Here is a 15,388-nt window from a genome sequence, read left to right on the forward strand (position 1 = left end):
TCGGTGATGGCCTGGCGGAAGACGGGTGAGGTGTCCAGGAGTTGTGCGCCCATGCCGGGCCACTGCGCTCCCTGACCCGGAAACACAAACACCGGACCTGCCGAAGACTCGCTCACTCGCCCTGTCACCACCAGCGACGAAGGCTCGCCCGCTGCCAGCGCGTCCAGCCCCTCCAACGCCCCGGAGATGTCGGAGCGGGTCGCGCCGAAGACGACGGCTCTGTGGTCCAGGGCCGACCGCCGTGTCCTCAGCGCCGAACTCACTTCGACAGGACTGGGAGCCCCGCCCGCACGCGGCCCCCGGCCCGATTCGGAAAGCCCGTCCCGACGCAGCGCCTCGGAAAGGCGTGCCGCTTGCTGCCTAAGAGCCGATGGGGCCGCCGCGGACAGGAGCAGTGGTACGAGCGCGTCGGAATCCTCTCCCTCGTCAGGGTCTGACTGACTCTGTCGTGTGGGCGAGGCCGCCAGTACGACGTGGCAGTTGGTGCCGCCAATCCCGAACGAACTGACTCCGAACCCCATTTCACTGACGGCGGACGTGGCGATTTCCTCCACGGACGTCTGGACGCCGAGGTTGAGACCGGCGAAGTCGATCTCCGGATTGGGCGCACGGAAGCCGGCGTTCGGCACGAGCACACCGCGCCGCACACACAACGCCGTCTTGATGAAACCGGCGATCCCAGCGGCGGCCTCCAAGTGGCCTATGTTGGACTTCACTGATCCCACGCGAAGAGGGCTGGCCCTCCGGCGCGCGGCCCCGATCACCGAGCCGAGTGCCAAAGCCTCGACGGGATCTCCCGCTCGCGTACCTGTGCCGTGGAGTTCGACGTAACCGATGCTTTCCGGATTGATCCTGGCACGCTCGTGTGCTGCCCGGATCACCTCCGCCTGGGCCTCGGCGGACGGAGTGGCGAACTGACTACCGCCGCCGTCGTTGTTGACCGCGCTGCCTCGGATGACGCAATAGATGTCGTCCCCATCGGTCAGCGCGTCCTCCAGCCGCTTGAGGATGACGGTGCCACCGCCTTCCCCGGGCGCGAAGCCGTTGGCCCGAGCATCGAACACATGGCAGTGGCCGTCAGGGGAGAGGGCACCGAACCGGTAGGCAGCAAGGGTGTGCTGAGGAGTGAGCCGGATCGTGACGCCGCCGGCAATCGCGAGGTCGGAATCACCTGAGCGCAGGCTCTCCGCGGCGAGATGCACGGCTACCAGAGATGACGCCTGGCCGGCGTCCACGACCATGCTGGGGCCGTTCAAGCCGAGGAAGTACGACACACGATTGGCAACCACGCTCCGCAGAGACCCGGTGAAGGTATGAGGTGTGATGCCGCTCGGCCCGCTCCCGCCGACGAGAGTCGCGTAGTCGTCGCTGCCGACCCCGACAAAGACGCCGGTGCGAGTGCCAGCCACCATGCGGTCCGTGATGCCCGCGTCTTCCAGCGCCTCCCAACCGAGCTCGAGGAGCAACCGCTGCTGCGGATCCATCATGGCGGCTTCGGCTGGTGATATACCGAAGAAGTCGGCATCGAATCCTGCGACGTCATCAAGGAAAGCGCCGCGCTGAATTGCAGATTTCTCGGCACTCGTGAGAGAACTTACGAAGTTTGCATCCCAACGGTTCTCACGAATGCGATCGCTGACGATTTCTCCGGAACTTAGAAGAGTCCAGAAGGATCGCTTGTCATCGCATCTCGGGAACCTGCAGGACATGCCGATCACGGCTACTGCTTGCCCCTTGGTCTGCTCATAACCGTGCTGATCAAGGTTCCTGGAGACGTGGTTCCCGGCCAATACCCGATCCTCACCTTTGTCTTGTGTTTGCCTCGACTTTACTGAAATGCGGGGATGGAGGCATGCTTCGCCCTAGGTGGGTTCCTCGCTCTGTTGTACCCGTCAGGTAGCCCCTTTTCAAGCGCTTACCGGAGTGAGTGGGTTCCGATATCACCTGCTGTCCCAGCCGTCGGTGTGAGGCTTGGCTGAAATTCTCTCATCACGCCTCGGAAAGCTATTTCGACTTTATGGCGCGCGCGATACCACAGTGCTCCGCGGACTGCATCAGGGCGATTCGGGTCGACTGGCTGTGATGGGGTGCCGGGCGGTCTGTGCAGCGGCACCGCTGTCCAGTCGTCGCCGTGGCTTATTTGTGGTGCTTCTGCGAGTGGTGGGGTCGAACATAGGCTCAACGGGGACCGATCGAACGATGTAACGACGTATAGACAGCCGGTTGGTTGACCTGCGCATCCGCGGACGCCTGCCGTGTGAAGGCGGCTTCCCGGGTGAACGGTGCATCGAGCGGGTCGCCTTTGGCGTGAACGCAGGAGTGACGATGACCACGACGACCGCGAACCCTTGGCTCCGGAGCCTGCGGGAGACCTCTCAATCCTCACGTCATGTGCTCTTCTTCCCTCATGCGGGAGGCTCGGCCACGTACTTCCACCCCTTCGCGGAGCATCTTCCCGGCAGCCTGGGTGTCTGGGCGGCTCAGTACCCCGGCAGGCAGGATCGGCGGCATGAGCCGTTCGTCGAGTCCGTGGAAGAACTGGCCGAACGCATAGTGCGGAACCTGGGACCTCTGCGCGCAGCACCGCTGGCGCTCTTCGGTCACAGCATGGGGGCGGCGGTCGCCTTCGAGGTGGCGCGACGGCTCGATACGCGGCCCTCGGACCCGTCACGGCAGTTGATCGTCTCGGGGCGACGGGCTCCGTCAACCACCCGGGAAGAGAACGTCCACCGAGGCACGGACCGGCAGGTCCTGGCCGCGGTGGCGAAGCTCGACGGCACCAGCGCCCGGCTTCTCGAGGATCCGGAGATCGTGCGGATGATCCTGCCTGCGATCCGCAACGACTACCGTGCGATCGAACTGTATCGCCCCGCGCCGTCCGCAGTTGTGGATCTTCCGATCCTCTGCCTGGCGGGAGACCGCGATCCACAGGTGACTGACCGGGAAGCCTCGGCGTGGAGGGCACACACCACCGGCGTCTTCCAGCAGCGGACATTTCCGGGAGGCCATTTCTACCTGGCGGATCATCGAACGGCCGTCTCGAAGGAGATCAGTCGGTTCGTGTCGGAGAGCTCCGCCGAGCTTTCTCGAGTGACGGACGGCCAGGCGGAGTCGTGATGGGCGCCGACCGGGTTGCACTGGTCACTGGAGGGAGCCGAGGCATCGGCAGATCGATCGCCCTGCGCTTGGCCCGTGAGAAGTTCACCGTCGTGATCAACTATGTGCGCAAGGAATCGGCCGCGCTTGAAGTGGTCCGCGCGATCGTCGACGATCTCGGCGGCACTGCTGTCTGCCTCCGCGCCGACTTGGGGGATCCTCAGGCCATTGCGGAGTTGTTCGCGGCACTCGACGATCGCTTCGGACGGCAGCACGGTGGGCGGTACCTCGACGTACTGGTCAACAACGCCGGTATCCCCGGCGAGCTTCCGATTGATCAGACGCGTCCGGATGACTTCGACGCAATCTTCGCGGTGAACGCGCGGGGTCCCTTTCTCGCCTGCCGTGAAGCGATCGACCGGCTTCGTGACGGCGGTCGCATCGTGAATGTCTCGTCCGTGCTCACACGCGTGCCCGTGCCCGAAGCTGTCGCCTACTCCATGAGCAAGGGTGCTCTGGATGTGATGACCCGGGTGTTGGCGGCGCAGTTGGGGCGCCGGCGCATCACGGTCAACGCGGTCTCTCCAGGGATCACTGATACAGACGTCAACGCCGCATGGCTGCATGAGCCCGAAGGGCAGTCATTCGCGTCGGCCAACACCGCACTGGGCCGGCCAGGGACCGTCGAGGACGTTGCGGATGTCGTGGCCTTGCTGGTCTCGCACGACGGGAGGTGGATCACGGGCCAGGTGATCGATGCAAGCGGCGGATTCCGGCTCTGAACGGCTGATACTGATCGGTCGATGAACGCTCGTTCTGAACGATCGTTCATCGTTGGGGTATGGTGCTGCCCGCCGCAGTCGCCAACCGCCACAGGAGCCTCGTGTCTCGGTCGTTCACGCATCTGCACGTCCACACCCAGTACTCGCTGCTGGACGGTGCCGCGCGGCTCAAGGACATGTTCAACGCCTGCAACGAGATGGGCATGACCCACATCGCCATGTCCGACCACGGCAACCTCCACGGGGCGTACGACTTCTTCCATACCGCGAAGAAGGCCGGGGTCACCCCGATCATCGGCATCGAGGCGTACGTCGCCCCGGAGTCACGGCGCAACAAGCGCAAGATCCAGTGGGGCCAGCCGCACCAGAAGCGGGACGACGTCTCCGGTTCCGGTGGTTACACCCACAAGACGATCTGGGCGGCGAACAAGACGGGTCTGCACAACCTGTTCCGGCTCTCCTCGGACGCCTACGCGGAGGGCTGGCTGCAGAAGTGGCCCCGCATGGACAAGGAGACCATCGCGAAGTGGTCGGAGGGCCTGATCGCCTCCACCGGCTGTCCGTCCGGCGAACTACAGACCCGGCTGCGCCTCGGCCAGTACGACGAGGCGCTGAAGTCGGCCGCCGAGTACCAGGAGATCTTCGGCAAGGACCGCTACTTCCTGGAGTTGATGGACCACGGGATCGACATCGAGCGCCGGGTCCGTGACGGCCTCCTGGAGATCGGCAAGAAGCTCGGCATCCCCCCGCTGGTCACCAACGACTCGCACTACACGTACGCGCAGGAGGCGACCGCCCATGACGCGCTGCTGTGCATCCAGACCGGCAAGAACCTCTCCGACCCCGACCGCTTCAAGTTCGACGGCACGGGCTACTACCTGAAGTCCACGGACGAGATGTACGCCATCGACTCCTCGGACGCCTGGCAGGAGGGCTGCCGCAACACCCTGCTGGTGGCCGAGCAGATCGACACCACGGGCATGTTCGAAAAGCGCGACCTCATGCCCAAGTTCGACATCCCCGAGGGCTACACCGAGGTCACCTGGTTCCAGGAGGAGGTCCGCCGCGGCATGGCGCGCCGCTTCCCCGGGGGGTGGGACGAGCAATACCAGAAGCTGGTCGAGTACGAGATGGACGTCATCATCCAGATGGGGTTCCCGGGCTACTTCCTCGTGGTCGCCGACTTCATCATGTGGGCCAAGAACCAGGGCATTTCCGTCGGCCCCGGGCGTGGCTCGGCTGCTGGTTCCCTCGTTTCGTACGCCTTGGGTATCACCGACCTCGACCCGATCGAGCACGGCCTGATCTTCGAGCGGTTCCTCAACCCCGAGCGTATCTCGATGCCCGACGTCGACATCGACTTCGACGAGCGCCGGCGCGTCGAGGTGATCAGGTACGTGACGGAGAAGTACGGCGCCGACAAGGTCGCCCAAATCGGGACCTACGGCACCATCAAGGCCAAGAACGCGATCAAGGACTCCGCGCGCGTGCTCGGCTATCCGTACGCGATGGGCGACCGCATCACCAAGGCCATGCCCGCCGACGTGGGGGGCAAAGGCATCGAGCTGTCCGGCATCACCGATCCCAGCCACCCCCGCTACTCGGAGGCGGGCGAGGTCCGCGGGATGTACGAGAACGAGCCGGACGTGAAGAAGGTCATCGACACCGCCAAGGGCGTCGAGGGCCTGGTGCGTCAGATGGGCGTCCACGCCGCCGGCGTGATCATGTCCAGCGAGACCATCACCGACCACGTGCCCGTCTGGGTCAGGCACACCGACGGCGTGACCATCACGCAGTGGGACTACCCGAGCTGTGAGTCGCTCGGCCTGCTGAAGATGGACTTCCTCGGTCTGCGCAACCTCACGATCATGGACGACGCCGTCAAGCTCATCAAGAAGAACAAGGGCTTGGACCTCAACCTGCTGGACCTGCCGTTGGACGACGACAAGACGTTCAAAATGCTGGGTCGCGGCGACACCCTCGGTGTCTTCCAGTTCGACGGCAATGCCATGCGCTCGCTGTTCCGCCTGATGAAGCCCGACCACTTCGAGGACATCACGGCCGTCACGGCCCTGTACCGGCCAGGCCCGATGGCCATGAACTCCCACACCAACTACGCGCTTCGCAAGAACGGCCAGCAGGAGATCACCCCCCTTCACCCCGAGGTGGAGGAGCCGCTCAAGGAGGTCCTGGGTATCACGTACGGCCTGGTCGTCTACCAGGAGCAGGTACAGAAGGCCGCCCAGATCCTTGCCGGCTACTCCCTCGGACAGGCCGACCTGTTGCGCCGCGCCATGGGCAAGAAGAAGAAAGAGGTGCTCGACAAGGAGTTCATCCCCTTCCAAGCGGGCTGCCGGGAACGCGGATACTCCGACGAGGCGATCCAAGCCGTGTGGGACGTGCTGGTCCCCTTCGCTGGCTACGCCTTCAACAAGGCCCACGCCGCGGCGTACGCCCTCGTGTCGTACTGGACGGCCTATCTGAAGGCGAACTTTCCGGCCGAGTACATGTCCGGAGTGCTCACGTCGGTGCGAGACGACAAGGACAAGATGGCTCTCTACTTGAACGAGTGCCGCCGCATGGGAATCCGGGTGTTCCCTCCCGACGTGAACGAGTCCGATGCCAACTTCACCCCGGACGGCGATGACCAGATCCGCTTCGGGCTGACTGCGGTGCGCAACGTGGGCCAGAACGTCGTCGAATCCATCATCAAGTCACGCAACGCAAAGGGGAAGTACAACAGCTTCACGGACTTTCTCGACAAGGTGGATGTCACAGCCTGCAACAAACGCACAGTCGAGTCGTTGATCAAGGCCGGCGCGTTCGATGATATGAAGCACGCCCGCAAGGGCCTCATCGAGCAGTTCGAGCCACTCATCGACAACGTCGTGGCACTCAAACGCAAAGAGGCCGAGGGACAGTTCGACCTTTTCGGCTCCATGGGGGGCGACGGCGGTGTCGAGCCCGGCTTCGGCCTTGATGTGACCTTCTCCACCCAGGAGTGGGACAAGTCCTATTTGTTGGCTCAGGAGCGGGAGATGCTCGGCCTGTACGTCTCCTCCCACCCTCTCGATGGTATGGAGTACCTCCTCGCTGACAAGGCCGACGCGGGAATCGCTCAACTCACCGGCGGTGACTACGCCGACGGTGCGGTCGTCACCATCGGCGGCATCATCTCGGGGCTCCAGCGGAAGATGACCAAACAGGGCAACGCATGGGCCATCGCCACCGTCGAGGATCTGGCCGGCTCCATTGACTGCATGTTCTTTCCGGCCACGTATCAGCTGATCTCCGCACAACTCGCCGAGGACGTAGTCGTGTTCGTCAAGGGACGTCTCGACAAGCGGGAGGACGTCCCGAGACTCGTCGGGATGGAGATGATGGTGCCCGATCTCACCAACATCGGGGAGAATGCTCCCATTCACTTGGAGATCCCGGAGAGCAAAGTCAACACTGAGGCGGTCCTGCAACTCAAAGAGATTCTCCGTGCGCACCCGGGCTCTACCGAGGTGCGTTTGCGGGTCCGAGGCGGCCAGAAGACCGTGGTGTACAGCCTCGGGTACCGTGTTGACGTCCGTTCTGGATTCTGGGCAGACCTCAAAGCGGCGGTTGCCGTAACACAGGTGCATTAAATTGCGGACTCTGCGCCCGTACAGGGGTGTAATCCAGTAACCGTCGATGGTTGAAGGTAGAACCGCAGGACGTTCTTGTGCTCAGTTCAATCTCGACGGTGGGGTAGGCGGTGCTCAGGTATCGGAAATTCTTCAGAGGGGTGAGCAGCCAGACCTGCTTATAATCCGCTCAGATTCCTTTGCGTAATTGCGGGACGCCTCGCGGTGACAGTGCGTGGGGATATCCGAACGTCGTTAATTGCAGCGGGAGGATAATCGCCGAGCCATCTGCAATAAAGCGTGTGTGAAAGTAAACGAGCAAGTGCTTGGAACTTGGTATGCGGCATCCCTTCCCTGACGACCTTGTCCAGGCCCAGCAGGAGTGGGCCGCAACTTATCGGCAGCTTGCTGCGCGGTCCGCCGGGGCCGACCTGCGGCGGCGCCTACACCGATTGTCGACAGTGGTTCTCTTCCATCCGTACTGGGACGGGCGCGGCCGAACGCCAGCCGCATGGTGGGAACTGCGAAGCTTGGGCCGAGGAGACCGGTGAAGGCGCGGAGCTCGTCATTGAGCTGATCCCGGTTTCGTGGACTGGCCCGGTCCGTTGGGATGACGTGCGCTGTCCGGGCACCACCGCAAAGCGCAGAGTGGATCACTCCACCGTCGCGCGGTTCGTCCGGCGTCACCCCTCCGCGCTGAAGTCGATGTTCGTACAGGTGCTCGCACTGTGTGGCCTTCGCGGCCTGTGGGGGACGTCGTCGGGGGCCAGCCAGGCAGCGGTGTATAGGACCTCTACGGCCAGTGGACTCTCCTGCTCCAGGGCCTGGAGGGTGATGTTCCAGACGCGGGTGATGGTGCGTTCAGGGCCGATGCCGTGGGCCGCCTTGCCGAGCTTGCCGCCCAGGCGGCGGCGGTAGGCGTCGAGGCCGATGCCTCGGTTCTGGGCGAGGTAGGCGCCGGCCTGCTTGACCGCCAGCGGAAAGTAACCCAGTTCCGCGGCGAGCGCGCGTGCGTCTGTCTGGTGGCGTGGGGTGGGGTGGGGGCGTTGTCCTTGAAGACGAGTCGGCGCAGCAGGCTCGTGGCGTCGTCGGGGTCGAGGCTGCCCAGGGACAGGGAGGGGGTGGTGTCGGGCCAGCCGGTGGTGCGGCGGCTGGTAGCCAGGTGATGTCCTTGGTGGAGGGCGCCGAGGTAGGGGAGGAGGTCGGCGGGGTCTTCTGGCTCTGTTCATCAGAACGGACAGCAGATGTTCACCACTTCGGGAGGCACTGCGCGTGGAGACTGTTCGATTCCCCGTCGGGTTCGCACCCCAGAGGGCGCTCCCGCAGGTCTGAGGTCCCTTGTTCGGCTTTCAGTTGGCTACGAGGACGTCCACGCCGAGTGCCTTGAGCTGCCCGATGACCGCGTCGTGGGAATCGGTATCGGTGATCAGTCCGGTGACCTTCTCCCATGGCAGGACGCGGTACTGCGAGGCCGTGCCGACCTTCTCGGAGGAGGCGAGGATGTAGGTGTCCGCGGCCCGCGCGGACAGGGCGCGCTTCATCGCCGCCTCGTCGGCGTCTGCGGTGGTCAGTCCCGCCTCGGGGTGGACGCCCGTGACACCGAGCAGGCAGAGTTCGGCGGAGACATTCTGCGCGGCCTCGACTGCGGTGGCGCCGCAGGTGACCGCCGAGTGCTTGAAGACGCGGCCCCCGAGCAGGAAGAGTTCCGCCCGCGGGTGGTCGATCAGGACCGTGGCGATCGTCGGGCTGTGGGTGATCACAGTGCAGGCGAGGTCCTTCGGGAGCGCCCGCGCCACGGCGAGGGCGGTGGTGCCGCCGTCGAGGATCACCGAGCCGCCCGGCCGCACGAGTCCGGCGGCCATTGAGGCGACCTTCCGTTTGCCGTCCGGGGCCACCGCCCGCCGGGCGTCGTAGTCCACCACAGCGGGGGACACGGGCAGCGCGCCGCCATAGACCCGCTGGCACAGTCCCTCGGCGGCGAGGTCCCGCAGGTCGCGCCGCACGCTGTCCTCGGAGATGCCCAGGTCGGTGGCGACGTCCTTGGCCACGATCTTTCCCGTGCGGGCGAGCAGATCGAGCAGGTGTTCGCGCCGTTCAGCAGCCAGCATTCACGTTCCTTCCTGTTCTTGCACGATTCTGCATGTATCTTAGCGGTCATGACCGCCAAGCCCCTGCTCATCCTGATCGCCGGCCCGTACCGCTCCGGCACCAACGGCGACCCACAGGCCATGGCCGCCAACCTCGCCCGCCTCGAAACCGCGGCCTGGCCCGTCTTCGCGGCCGGTCATCTCCCCGTGATCGGCGAGTGGATCGCCCTGCCCGTCCTCCGGTCCGCCGACGCGGGCCTCACCGACCCTCTCGCCGACCAGGTGCTCTACCCGACCGCCGACCGACTGCTCGCCCACTGCGATGCGGTGCTGCGCCTGCCGGGCAAATCCGCCGGCGCCGACCAGGACGTCGCAACCGCCCGCCGCCGCGGCCTGCCCGTCTACCACGACGTCGCCGAGATTCCCCGCCGCACCCCGCAGGAGACCATGTGACGAGCCGCGCGGGTGTCGACATCCCCGATCACCGCGGGCGCACCGGTCTTCACCTGGTTGGGCGCGACCTCGACCGCAACCCCGACGTCCGGATTCGCAACGTCGAGCTCACCTCCCAGGGCTGGCACGTCCTGCGCCGCACCACCTTCGACTACCGGCGCCGCGACGGACGGTGGGAGACCCAGCAGCGCGAGACCTACGACCGCGGCAACGGCGCCGTCGTCCTGCCTTGCGACACCGAACGCGGCTGCGTCCTGCTCACCTGTCAGTTCCGCTACCCGGCCTACGTGAACGGCCACCCCGACGGCATGCTCATCGAGGCGGCGGCCGGACTGCTCGACGCGGAAGACCCTCACACGGCGATCCGCCGCGAAAGCGCCGAGGAACTCGGCGTCAGACTCGGCTCGCTCACCCACGTGCTCGACGCCTACATGAGCCCAGGCTCCGTCACCGAGCGCCTCCACTTCTTCGCCGCCCCCTACACCCCGGCCGACCGAACCGGCACCGGCGGAGGACTTGAGGAAGACGGCGAGGACATCGAGGTCCTCGAACTTCCCTTCACCGAGGCCCTCGCCATGACCCGCGACGGACGCATCACCGACGGCAAGACCATCCTGCTCCTGCAATGGGCAGCCCTGCACGGGCCCTTCGCCCGACAGCAGAACGTCTGAAAGACCGCTTCCCCCGGGCACGCCCAGGGATGCAGAGAGTTCGATTTTCAGGGCGGCTCAGGTGCCTCCCGAAGTGGTGAACATCTGCTGCTCATTATGGTGAACAGAGCCAGTCTTCGACGTTGTCGTGGATCAGCAGCCAGCCCGGGTGCCAGGTGAGCCACTGCATGGCCCATGCCACCTGGGCGCTGCGTCCGGCTGTGGCGGCCCAGCCGGGGACGAGGGTGTGGGTGAGGGTGGTGAGGGAGGTCTCGATCTCGTCGGGGGATGCTGCGTTGATCCACCAGATCAGGGTGTAGTCGGTGCGGTGGCGGTGGGCGTAGTGCAGGGCGAGGGTGGTCTTGCCGATGCCGCCCAGGCCGTGCACGGTCCCGCTCTGCGTGATCGCCCCCTCCCGTCGGCTGGTCAGGACACGCCGCAGCCAGTCCAGTTCGTCCTAACGCCCCAGGCAGAGCACGGCCGGAGGCAGGTTCGAGGTACCCGGTGCCGCACTGACCCTCTCCGGGGCGTACAGCGCCTCGACGGGCACCACCACATCCCCCGTGGCGGCGACACCGATCCACTCGGCCGCGATCGACCGCCGGCCGGCGGCTTCCACCCGCGGTCCGGGGGAGCCCTCGTCCGCGGTCACAGCCGTGGCGGGGTGTGACCGTCACCGGTGATCGCGGTGCCGATGCGCTGCGCGGCGATCGAACGCTCACCGGAAGCCGTGATGTTCACTGTGCCCGCGGCCGGGGCGGGCAGCAGGGCGGTCAACTCGTCGCGGAGTTCGGGATCGTCCTGCAGAGCGCGTTTGAGCAGCCTGCCCAGCACCGCCGCGGTGTACGAGTCGTCCTGCTCGTCGGCGGCCTCGTCCACCACACGTTCCAGTTCCGCCCGGCCCGCCTCGTTGCCGCGGCGCCACACCGCCTGTAGGATCCGCTGCCCGAGACTCACCGTGGCGTCGGCGGCGGGGTCCTGCGTCCGGGTCAGTACGGCCGCACCGTACGCGCCCACCGCAGCAGTCACTGCCGGCCCGGCCTGCTGCACCCACTGGACGATCTCGCCGCTCACCATGCCCAATCCCCGTCCCCCCCGCAGATCTGTTACGCAACGCCTCAGGGCGCCCGCCTTGTCAGGATAGGCCCGCGCGGTTCCAGGATGCCGGGTACTCAGCAGAGCTTGCGGGCTGGACTGAGGCAGTCGTCGGCGGTGTGCGCCCTGTGGTGGCGCGGTCAGCGGGTTCGGCTGGTCTGTGTGGTGGGGGGTGCCGGGGGCAGGTGGCGGGGTGTGGTGGAGAGGCGGGCTGTGGGGTCTGGGGTGGTGGGGGTGCGTTGGCCGGTTTCGTGGGCGAGGGTTTGGGTGAGGTCGGCCAGGAGTGGGGCGGAGGTGTAGGGGGAGGCGGTGATGGTCCAGGTGGGCTGTTCGGGGCTGGGGCCGCCCCAGAGGGTCCAGGTGGCGGGGGTGCTCTGGTAGGGGGTGTGGGCGGCGAAGGTGTCGAACTGGACGCCGGCGCCTCCGTCGGGGGCCTCCCAGCGGATCCAGCGTCCGTCCAGCACCTTGTGTTTCCATCCGGCGTCCGTCAGGGGCTGGGTGGCGGTGGTGATGGTCTCTTCGGTGACCGGATTGCCGAGAGCGGTCTCCCAGGGGTCGGCCGTGCCGAGTGTGATGAGGAGGGCTTCCAGTACCGTCGCGGGCGTTGTGGCGGTGAGGCGGAGGTGCCACATGCGGTCGGAGACGGGAGTTTCGTACGAGGCGATGACCAAGGCGGCCTCGTCGTCTTCAGGTTCGTAGAAGAGCTCGGCGCGGATCATGTGCGATCCGTGGATGAGGATGGTGGTGTCGGCTGACAGGGTGCGCCACATTTCCCAGCTGGTGTGTTCGTTGACGAACCGGTTGAGGATGGCGTCGAGGTCGCCGGGGTCGGCAGCATAGGCGGGCACGGTTTCCGCCTCGGGGCGGCGGGGCTCGGGATCGGCGTGTTCACCGCGAGCGGCTGAGTGCGCCTCGCGCAGAGAAATGATGGCATCTGCCGCTTCGCGTTCGGTGTCGGTCGTGGGGGCGGGGCCGGGGCGCACGTCGGAGCTGTGGAGCCGCTCGAAGGCGGCGATGGCCTGGGCGGGAGAGTCGAAGGTGTCGGTGATCTGCCGCAGATGGTTCTCGCCGTGGAGATACACGCTTGTGCCGCTGTCGCGGTAGGTGCCGACGGCGACGGTGGTCTGGCCGTCGTCGACGTGGGCGTGGATGATGAGGCGGCCGTGGCTGATGTCGTCGTGGATCTTCTGGGCCTCGTCGGAGACCTGGCGGATCTCCTCGCGGGTGCACCAGGACATGGGGTAGTCGGCCCAGGTCCATTCTGCGTCGATGGCTTTCCGCAGATCCGGTGTGATCTCGGTGGTGGCGCCGGCGGAGTTCAGTGCCTGGGCTGCCTTTTCTGCCCAGTAGGGCTCCTCGCGGTCGATGCGGGCCAGGACGAGGGTGTGCTCGTCGATGGCTTCGAACCCATGGGGTGTCAGGAGGGCGTGGGCGGTGCGCTGGTCGGGGCCGGTGATGTGGGCGGTCACGGCGCTGGGGTGGGTGGGGTGGCGGTGGAAGCGGATGTGCACGTCGAGGCTGGGGGAGGTCAACCGGGGTCACTCGTCTCTGTCTGGGGCCGGGGGGAGGAGCGGTTTGCGGGCGGTTCGGTGTCGGTGAGGAGGGCTGGGGTGGCGTCAGCGTCGGGGAGGCGTCGATGGACCTTGGGAGGGCTCGGGCGGGAGCGTCGTGGTGGTTTGCGTGCTCCGTTCTGCGGTGCATCGGCCGGTGCTGCGGGTGCCCGTGCCGGTGCCGTGGGCGAGTTCGTCCGCGAGGGGGGTGAGAAGGGGGGCAGGGATGTGGGTGGAGGCGTTGATGGCCCAGTCGGGCCGGTTCATGTCGGCGCCTGCCGAGATCGTCCAGGCGGTGAGGGTGCTGTCGGGGTCCTGGGCGGCGAAGACATCGAGGCTGAGGCGGACGTTGCCGTGGAGGGGCTTCCAGTGCAGCCAGCGTCCTGGTGGGGTGGGCTGCCATGCGGCGTCGAGGAGGGGGCGGGTGACCTGGGCGACGGACTGGTCGGTGATGAAGTCGGCCGGGCCCCAGTCCTCTTCGGCGAGGACGGTGAGCAGGCGCTTGAGGACGGGGGCCGGGGTGCCCGCGGTCAGCGTGAGGTGCCAGATCCGGTCGGAGACGGGAGTGTCGTAGGCGGCGATGGTCCAGGCGTCCTCGCGCGGATCGGCGTCGTTGAGGAACTGGATGCGCAGGGTCTGGGATGCGTCGATGACGTGGATGGTGTCGTGGGGCCAGGCGCGTGTGTCCCAGCCCTGCTCGGTGATGAACTCGTCGAGGATGGCGCGATGGTCGCCGGGGTCCGCCTCGTAGGCGGGGACGGTTTCGACTCGCCTGCCGCGTTCCGGCTCGGGGTTCGGGTGTCCGCTGTTGGTCATGGGTGTCCAGGGATGCTCGTGGTCGTTGACGGTGGAGGCGGGAAGTTCAGTGCCTGGCGTGTGGCGTGGACGGTGCCGGCTTCGTCCGGGGCGGGCCGGCTCTCGGTGGTGCGGCGGCCCGCCCCGGTGAGGGCTGTGGTGTGGGTGGGGGCGAGGTGGCCTGGTTCCAGCGGGTGCGTACGGCGGTCAGGTCGGCGAGGGCGCGCCGGCTGCCGGTGATGAGCTGGGGTGGGGTGGTGGCGTGGTCGTCGGCGTATGCCTCGATGCGCCGCGCTACGTGGTGTGCTGTGGTGAGCAGGGAGCGCTGGAGGATGCTCTCGCCCCACTTCTGCGGGAAGGCGGCCACTTCTGTGAGGAGGCGGAGTACGTCGGCGGGATCGGTGCCCGTGCTGAGCAAGCCGTGCTCCTGCGCTTCCCACAGGAGCGTCACCGGATCGATGGCGGTGCCGCGGCGGATCAGCGTGTTCAGGCACTGCCACAGGCCGGCGTGGAAGGGATGGGTGAAGTCGCGTGCAGCCAGCCACCGCATGTCTTCGGCTTCCTGCGGGTGGGCGGTGGCGGTCGCGATGAGCAGCCGCTCCTCGGCCAGGGCCACGTCTGCATCGCCGCAGGCCACGGTGACCGGGGGCGGGGTGTGGGGCAGGGAGGTGTGGCGGCGGGGGAAACGGTCGGCGAGTTCGTCCAGCAGGTCGGCGAGCGTGTCGGCCTGGGCGAGGACGGCCGGTACGGGGTCGGGGAAGGTGCTGTCGGTGGCGGTCTGCGCGAGGCGTTGGGCGCTGGCGCGTACGGTGCGGCAGGCGTGGCCGGCCTCGACGATCCGCGCGTAGGCGGCGACGTTCTTTGCCCATGGGCATGCCTGGATGAGGGTGTGAAGGTAGGAGGCGGTGAGGCCGCGGGCTTGCCGGCGGGCGTGGTCCAGGATGCGGGTCTGCCAGGCCACGTCCTCGCTGTGCTGGTGGGGTGTCGGCGCGGGGATGGTGCTCACGGCGTCGAACACGGCGGCGTGGGTGAGGGTGCCGAAATGGGCGGGTTGGGTGTCCGGGATGTCGTGGAGGCGGTGGGGTTCGAGGAGGAGTCCGCCGAGAAGGGCCTGCTCGGCGTAGTGGACCGGGGGCGGCGGTGCCGGATCTGGCAGGTCCTCCCCGAAGGCGTGGGGGAAGCTCCTATAGATCGTCAAGCGGTCTGTGGGAGCGGTTTGGTGGGGTGGGTCACGTGGGGTAGGTGTCGGTAGATCTCGCGGGCGACGAA

General features: G+C 66.7%; 14 protein-coding genes. 6 read left to right on the top strand and 8 right to left on the bottom strand.

The window, feature by feature from the left end:
* Positions 1–1,790 (bottom strand): type I polyketide synthase (locus ABT245_RS44540; protein ID WP_351746509.1); only part of this gene is annotated, 1,790 nt, incomplete at its 3' end.
* 535 nt (positions 1,791–2,325) lie between these two features.
* Here ABT245_RS44540 and ABT245_RS44545 point away from each other — a divergent pair.
* From ABT245_RS44545 to ABT245_RS46380, 4 genes are all read left to right on the top strand, one after another.
* A complete protein-coding gene (locus ABT245_RS44545) occupies positions 2,326–3,117 on the top strand; it encodes a thioesterase II family protein (protein ID WP_351746511.1) in 792 nt (263 codons plus the stop codon).
* Positions 3,117–3,878: an SDR family NAD(P)-dependent oxidoreductase gene (locus tag ABT245_RS44550; RefSeq protein ID WP_351746514.1), complete on the top strand. Its 762-nt coding sequence runs from the start codon at positions 3,117–3,119 to the stop codon at positions 3,876–3,878. The genes ABT245_RS44545 and ABT245_RS44550 overlap by 1 nt, the downstream gene beginning before the upstream one ends.
* Before the next feature lie 101 nt (positions 3,879–3,979).
* On the top strand, positions 3,980–7,510 hold the full coding sequence (gene dnaE, locus ABT245_RS44555) for a DNA polymerase III subunit alpha (protein WP_502982322.1): 3,531 nt from the start codon (positions 3,980–3,982) through the stop codon (positions 7,508–7,510).
* 317 nt (positions 7,511–7,827) lie between these two features.
* Positions 7,828–8,040 (top strand): DUF8825 domain-containing protein, encoded by a 213-nt coding sequence (locus ABT245_RS46380; RefSeq protein WP_502982323.1) that lies wholly within the window; start codon positions 7,828–7,830, stop codon positions 8,038–8,040.
* A gap of 798 nt (positions 8,041–8,838) precedes the next feature.
* On the opposite strand, the gene ABT245_RS44560 is transcribed toward ABT245_RS46380, so the two are convergent.
* Positions 8,839–9,597 (bottom strand): DeoR/GlpR family DNA-binding transcription regulator, encoded by a 759-nt coding sequence (locus ABT245_RS44560; protein ID WP_351746519.1) that lies wholly within the window; start codon positions 9,595–9,597, stop codon positions 8,839–8,841.
* Positions 9,598–9,645: 48 nt separating this feature from the next.
* Between ABT245_RS44560 and ABT245_RS44565 the strand changes: the two genes are divergently transcribed.
* Together ABT245_RS44565 and ABT245_RS44570 are read left to right on the top strand one after the other, a co-directional pair.
* On the top strand, positions 9,646–10,029 hold the full coding sequence (locus tag ABT245_RS44565) for a DUF4406 domain-containing protein (protein ID WP_351746521.1): 384 nt from the start codon (positions 9,646–9,648) through the stop codon (positions 10,027–10,029).
* Positions 10,026–10,700: an NUDIX domain-containing protein gene (locus ABT245_RS44570; protein WP_351746524.1), complete on the top strand. Its 675-nt coding sequence runs from the start codon at positions 10,026–10,028 to the stop codon at positions 10,698–10,700. Before ABT245_RS44565 ends, ABT245_RS44570 begins: the two co-directional genes overlap by 4 nt.
* A 94-nt stretch (positions 10,701–10,794) precedes the next feature.
* Here ABT245_RS44570 and ABT245_RS44575 read toward each other — a convergent pair whose 3' ends face one another.
* The 6 genes from ABT245_RS44575 to ABT245_RS44600 all read right to left on the bottom strand — a co-directional run bounded on the left by ABT245_RS44575 (position 10,795) and on the right by ABT245_RS44600 (position 15,317).
* Complete coding sequence (locus ABT245_RS44575; protein WP_351746527.1) at positions 10,795–11,067, bottom strand: hypothetical protein; 273 nt, start codon at positions 11,065–11,067, stop codon at positions 10,795–10,797.
* Positions 11,068–11,136: 69 nt separating this feature from the next.
* The gene (locus ABT245_RS44580; protein ID WP_351746529.1) at positions 11,137–11,331 is read right to left on the bottom strand and encodes a hypothetical protein; all 195 of its coding nucleotides are present in this window, start codon (positions 11,329–11,331) and stop codon (positions 11,137–11,139) included.
* Positions 11,328–11,756 carry a hypothetical protein gene (locus ABT245_RS44585; RefSeq protein WP_351746532.1) on the bottom strand — a complete coding sequence of 143 codons (429 nt, stop codon included), beginning with the start codon at positions 11,754–11,756 and terminating at the stop codon, positions 11,328–11,330. The genes ABT245_RS44580 and ABT245_RS44585 overlap by 4 nt, the downstream gene beginning before the upstream one ends.
* Before the next feature lie 158 nt (positions 11,757–11,914).
* Complete coding sequence (locus tag ABT245_RS44590; protein ID WP_351746534.1) at positions 11,915–13,306, bottom strand: SPDY domain-containing protein; 1,392 nt, start codon at positions 13,304–13,306, stop codon at positions 11,915–11,917.
* 84 nt (positions 13,307–13,390) lie between these two features.
* Complete coding sequence (locus ABT245_RS44595; RefSeq protein WP_351746537.1) at positions 13,391–14,140, bottom strand: SPDY domain-containing protein; 750 nt, start codon at positions 14,138–14,140, stop codon at positions 13,391–13,393.
* 46 nt (positions 14,141–14,186) lie between these two features.
* Complete coding sequence (locus tag ABT245_RS44600; RefSeq protein ID WP_351746540.1) at positions 14,187–15,317, bottom strand: DnaB-like helicase N-terminal domain-containing protein; 1,131 nt, start codon at positions 15,315–15,317, stop codon at positions 14,187–14,189.
* Positions 15,318–15,388 lie beyond the last annotated feature (71 nt).

The sequence above is a fragment of the Streptomyces sp. NPDC001508 genome (assembly GCF_040298665.1).
GTDB lineage: Bacteria > Actinomycetota > Actinomycetes > Streptomycetales > Streptomycetaceae > Streptomyces.

Excerpts from the sequence above, each read along its gene's own strand:
- ABT245_RS44595 (WP_351746537.1), bottom strand. The coding sequence starts at position 14,140 with ATGACCAACAGCGGACACCCGAACCCCGAGCCGGAACGCGGCAGGCGA.
- ABT245_RS44550 (WP_351746514.1), top strand. The coding sequence starts at position 3,117 with ATGGGCGCCGACCGGGTTGCACTGGTCACTGGAGGGAGCCGAGGCATC.
- ABT245_RS44585 (WP_351746532.1), bottom strand. The coding sequence starts at position 11,756 with ATGGTGAGCGGCGAGATCGTCCAGTGGGTGCAGCAGGCCGGGCCGGCA.
- ABT245_RS46380 (WP_502982323.1), top strand. The coding sequence starts at position 7,828 with ATGCGGCATCCCTTCCCTGACGACCTTGTCCAGGCCCAGCAGGAGTGG.
- ABT245_RS44565 (WP_351746521.1), top strand. The coding sequence starts at position 9,646 with ATGACCGCCAAGCCCCTGCTCATCCTGATCGCCGGCCCGTACCGCTCC.
- ABT245_RS44545 (WP_351746511.1), top strand. The coding sequence starts at position 2,326 with ATGACCACGACGACCGCGAACCCTTGGCTCCGGAGCCTGCGGGAGACC.
- ABT245_RS44560 (WP_351746519.1), bottom strand. The coding sequence starts at position 9,597 with ATGCTGGCTGCTGAACGGCGCGAACACCTGCTCGATCTGCTCGCCCGC.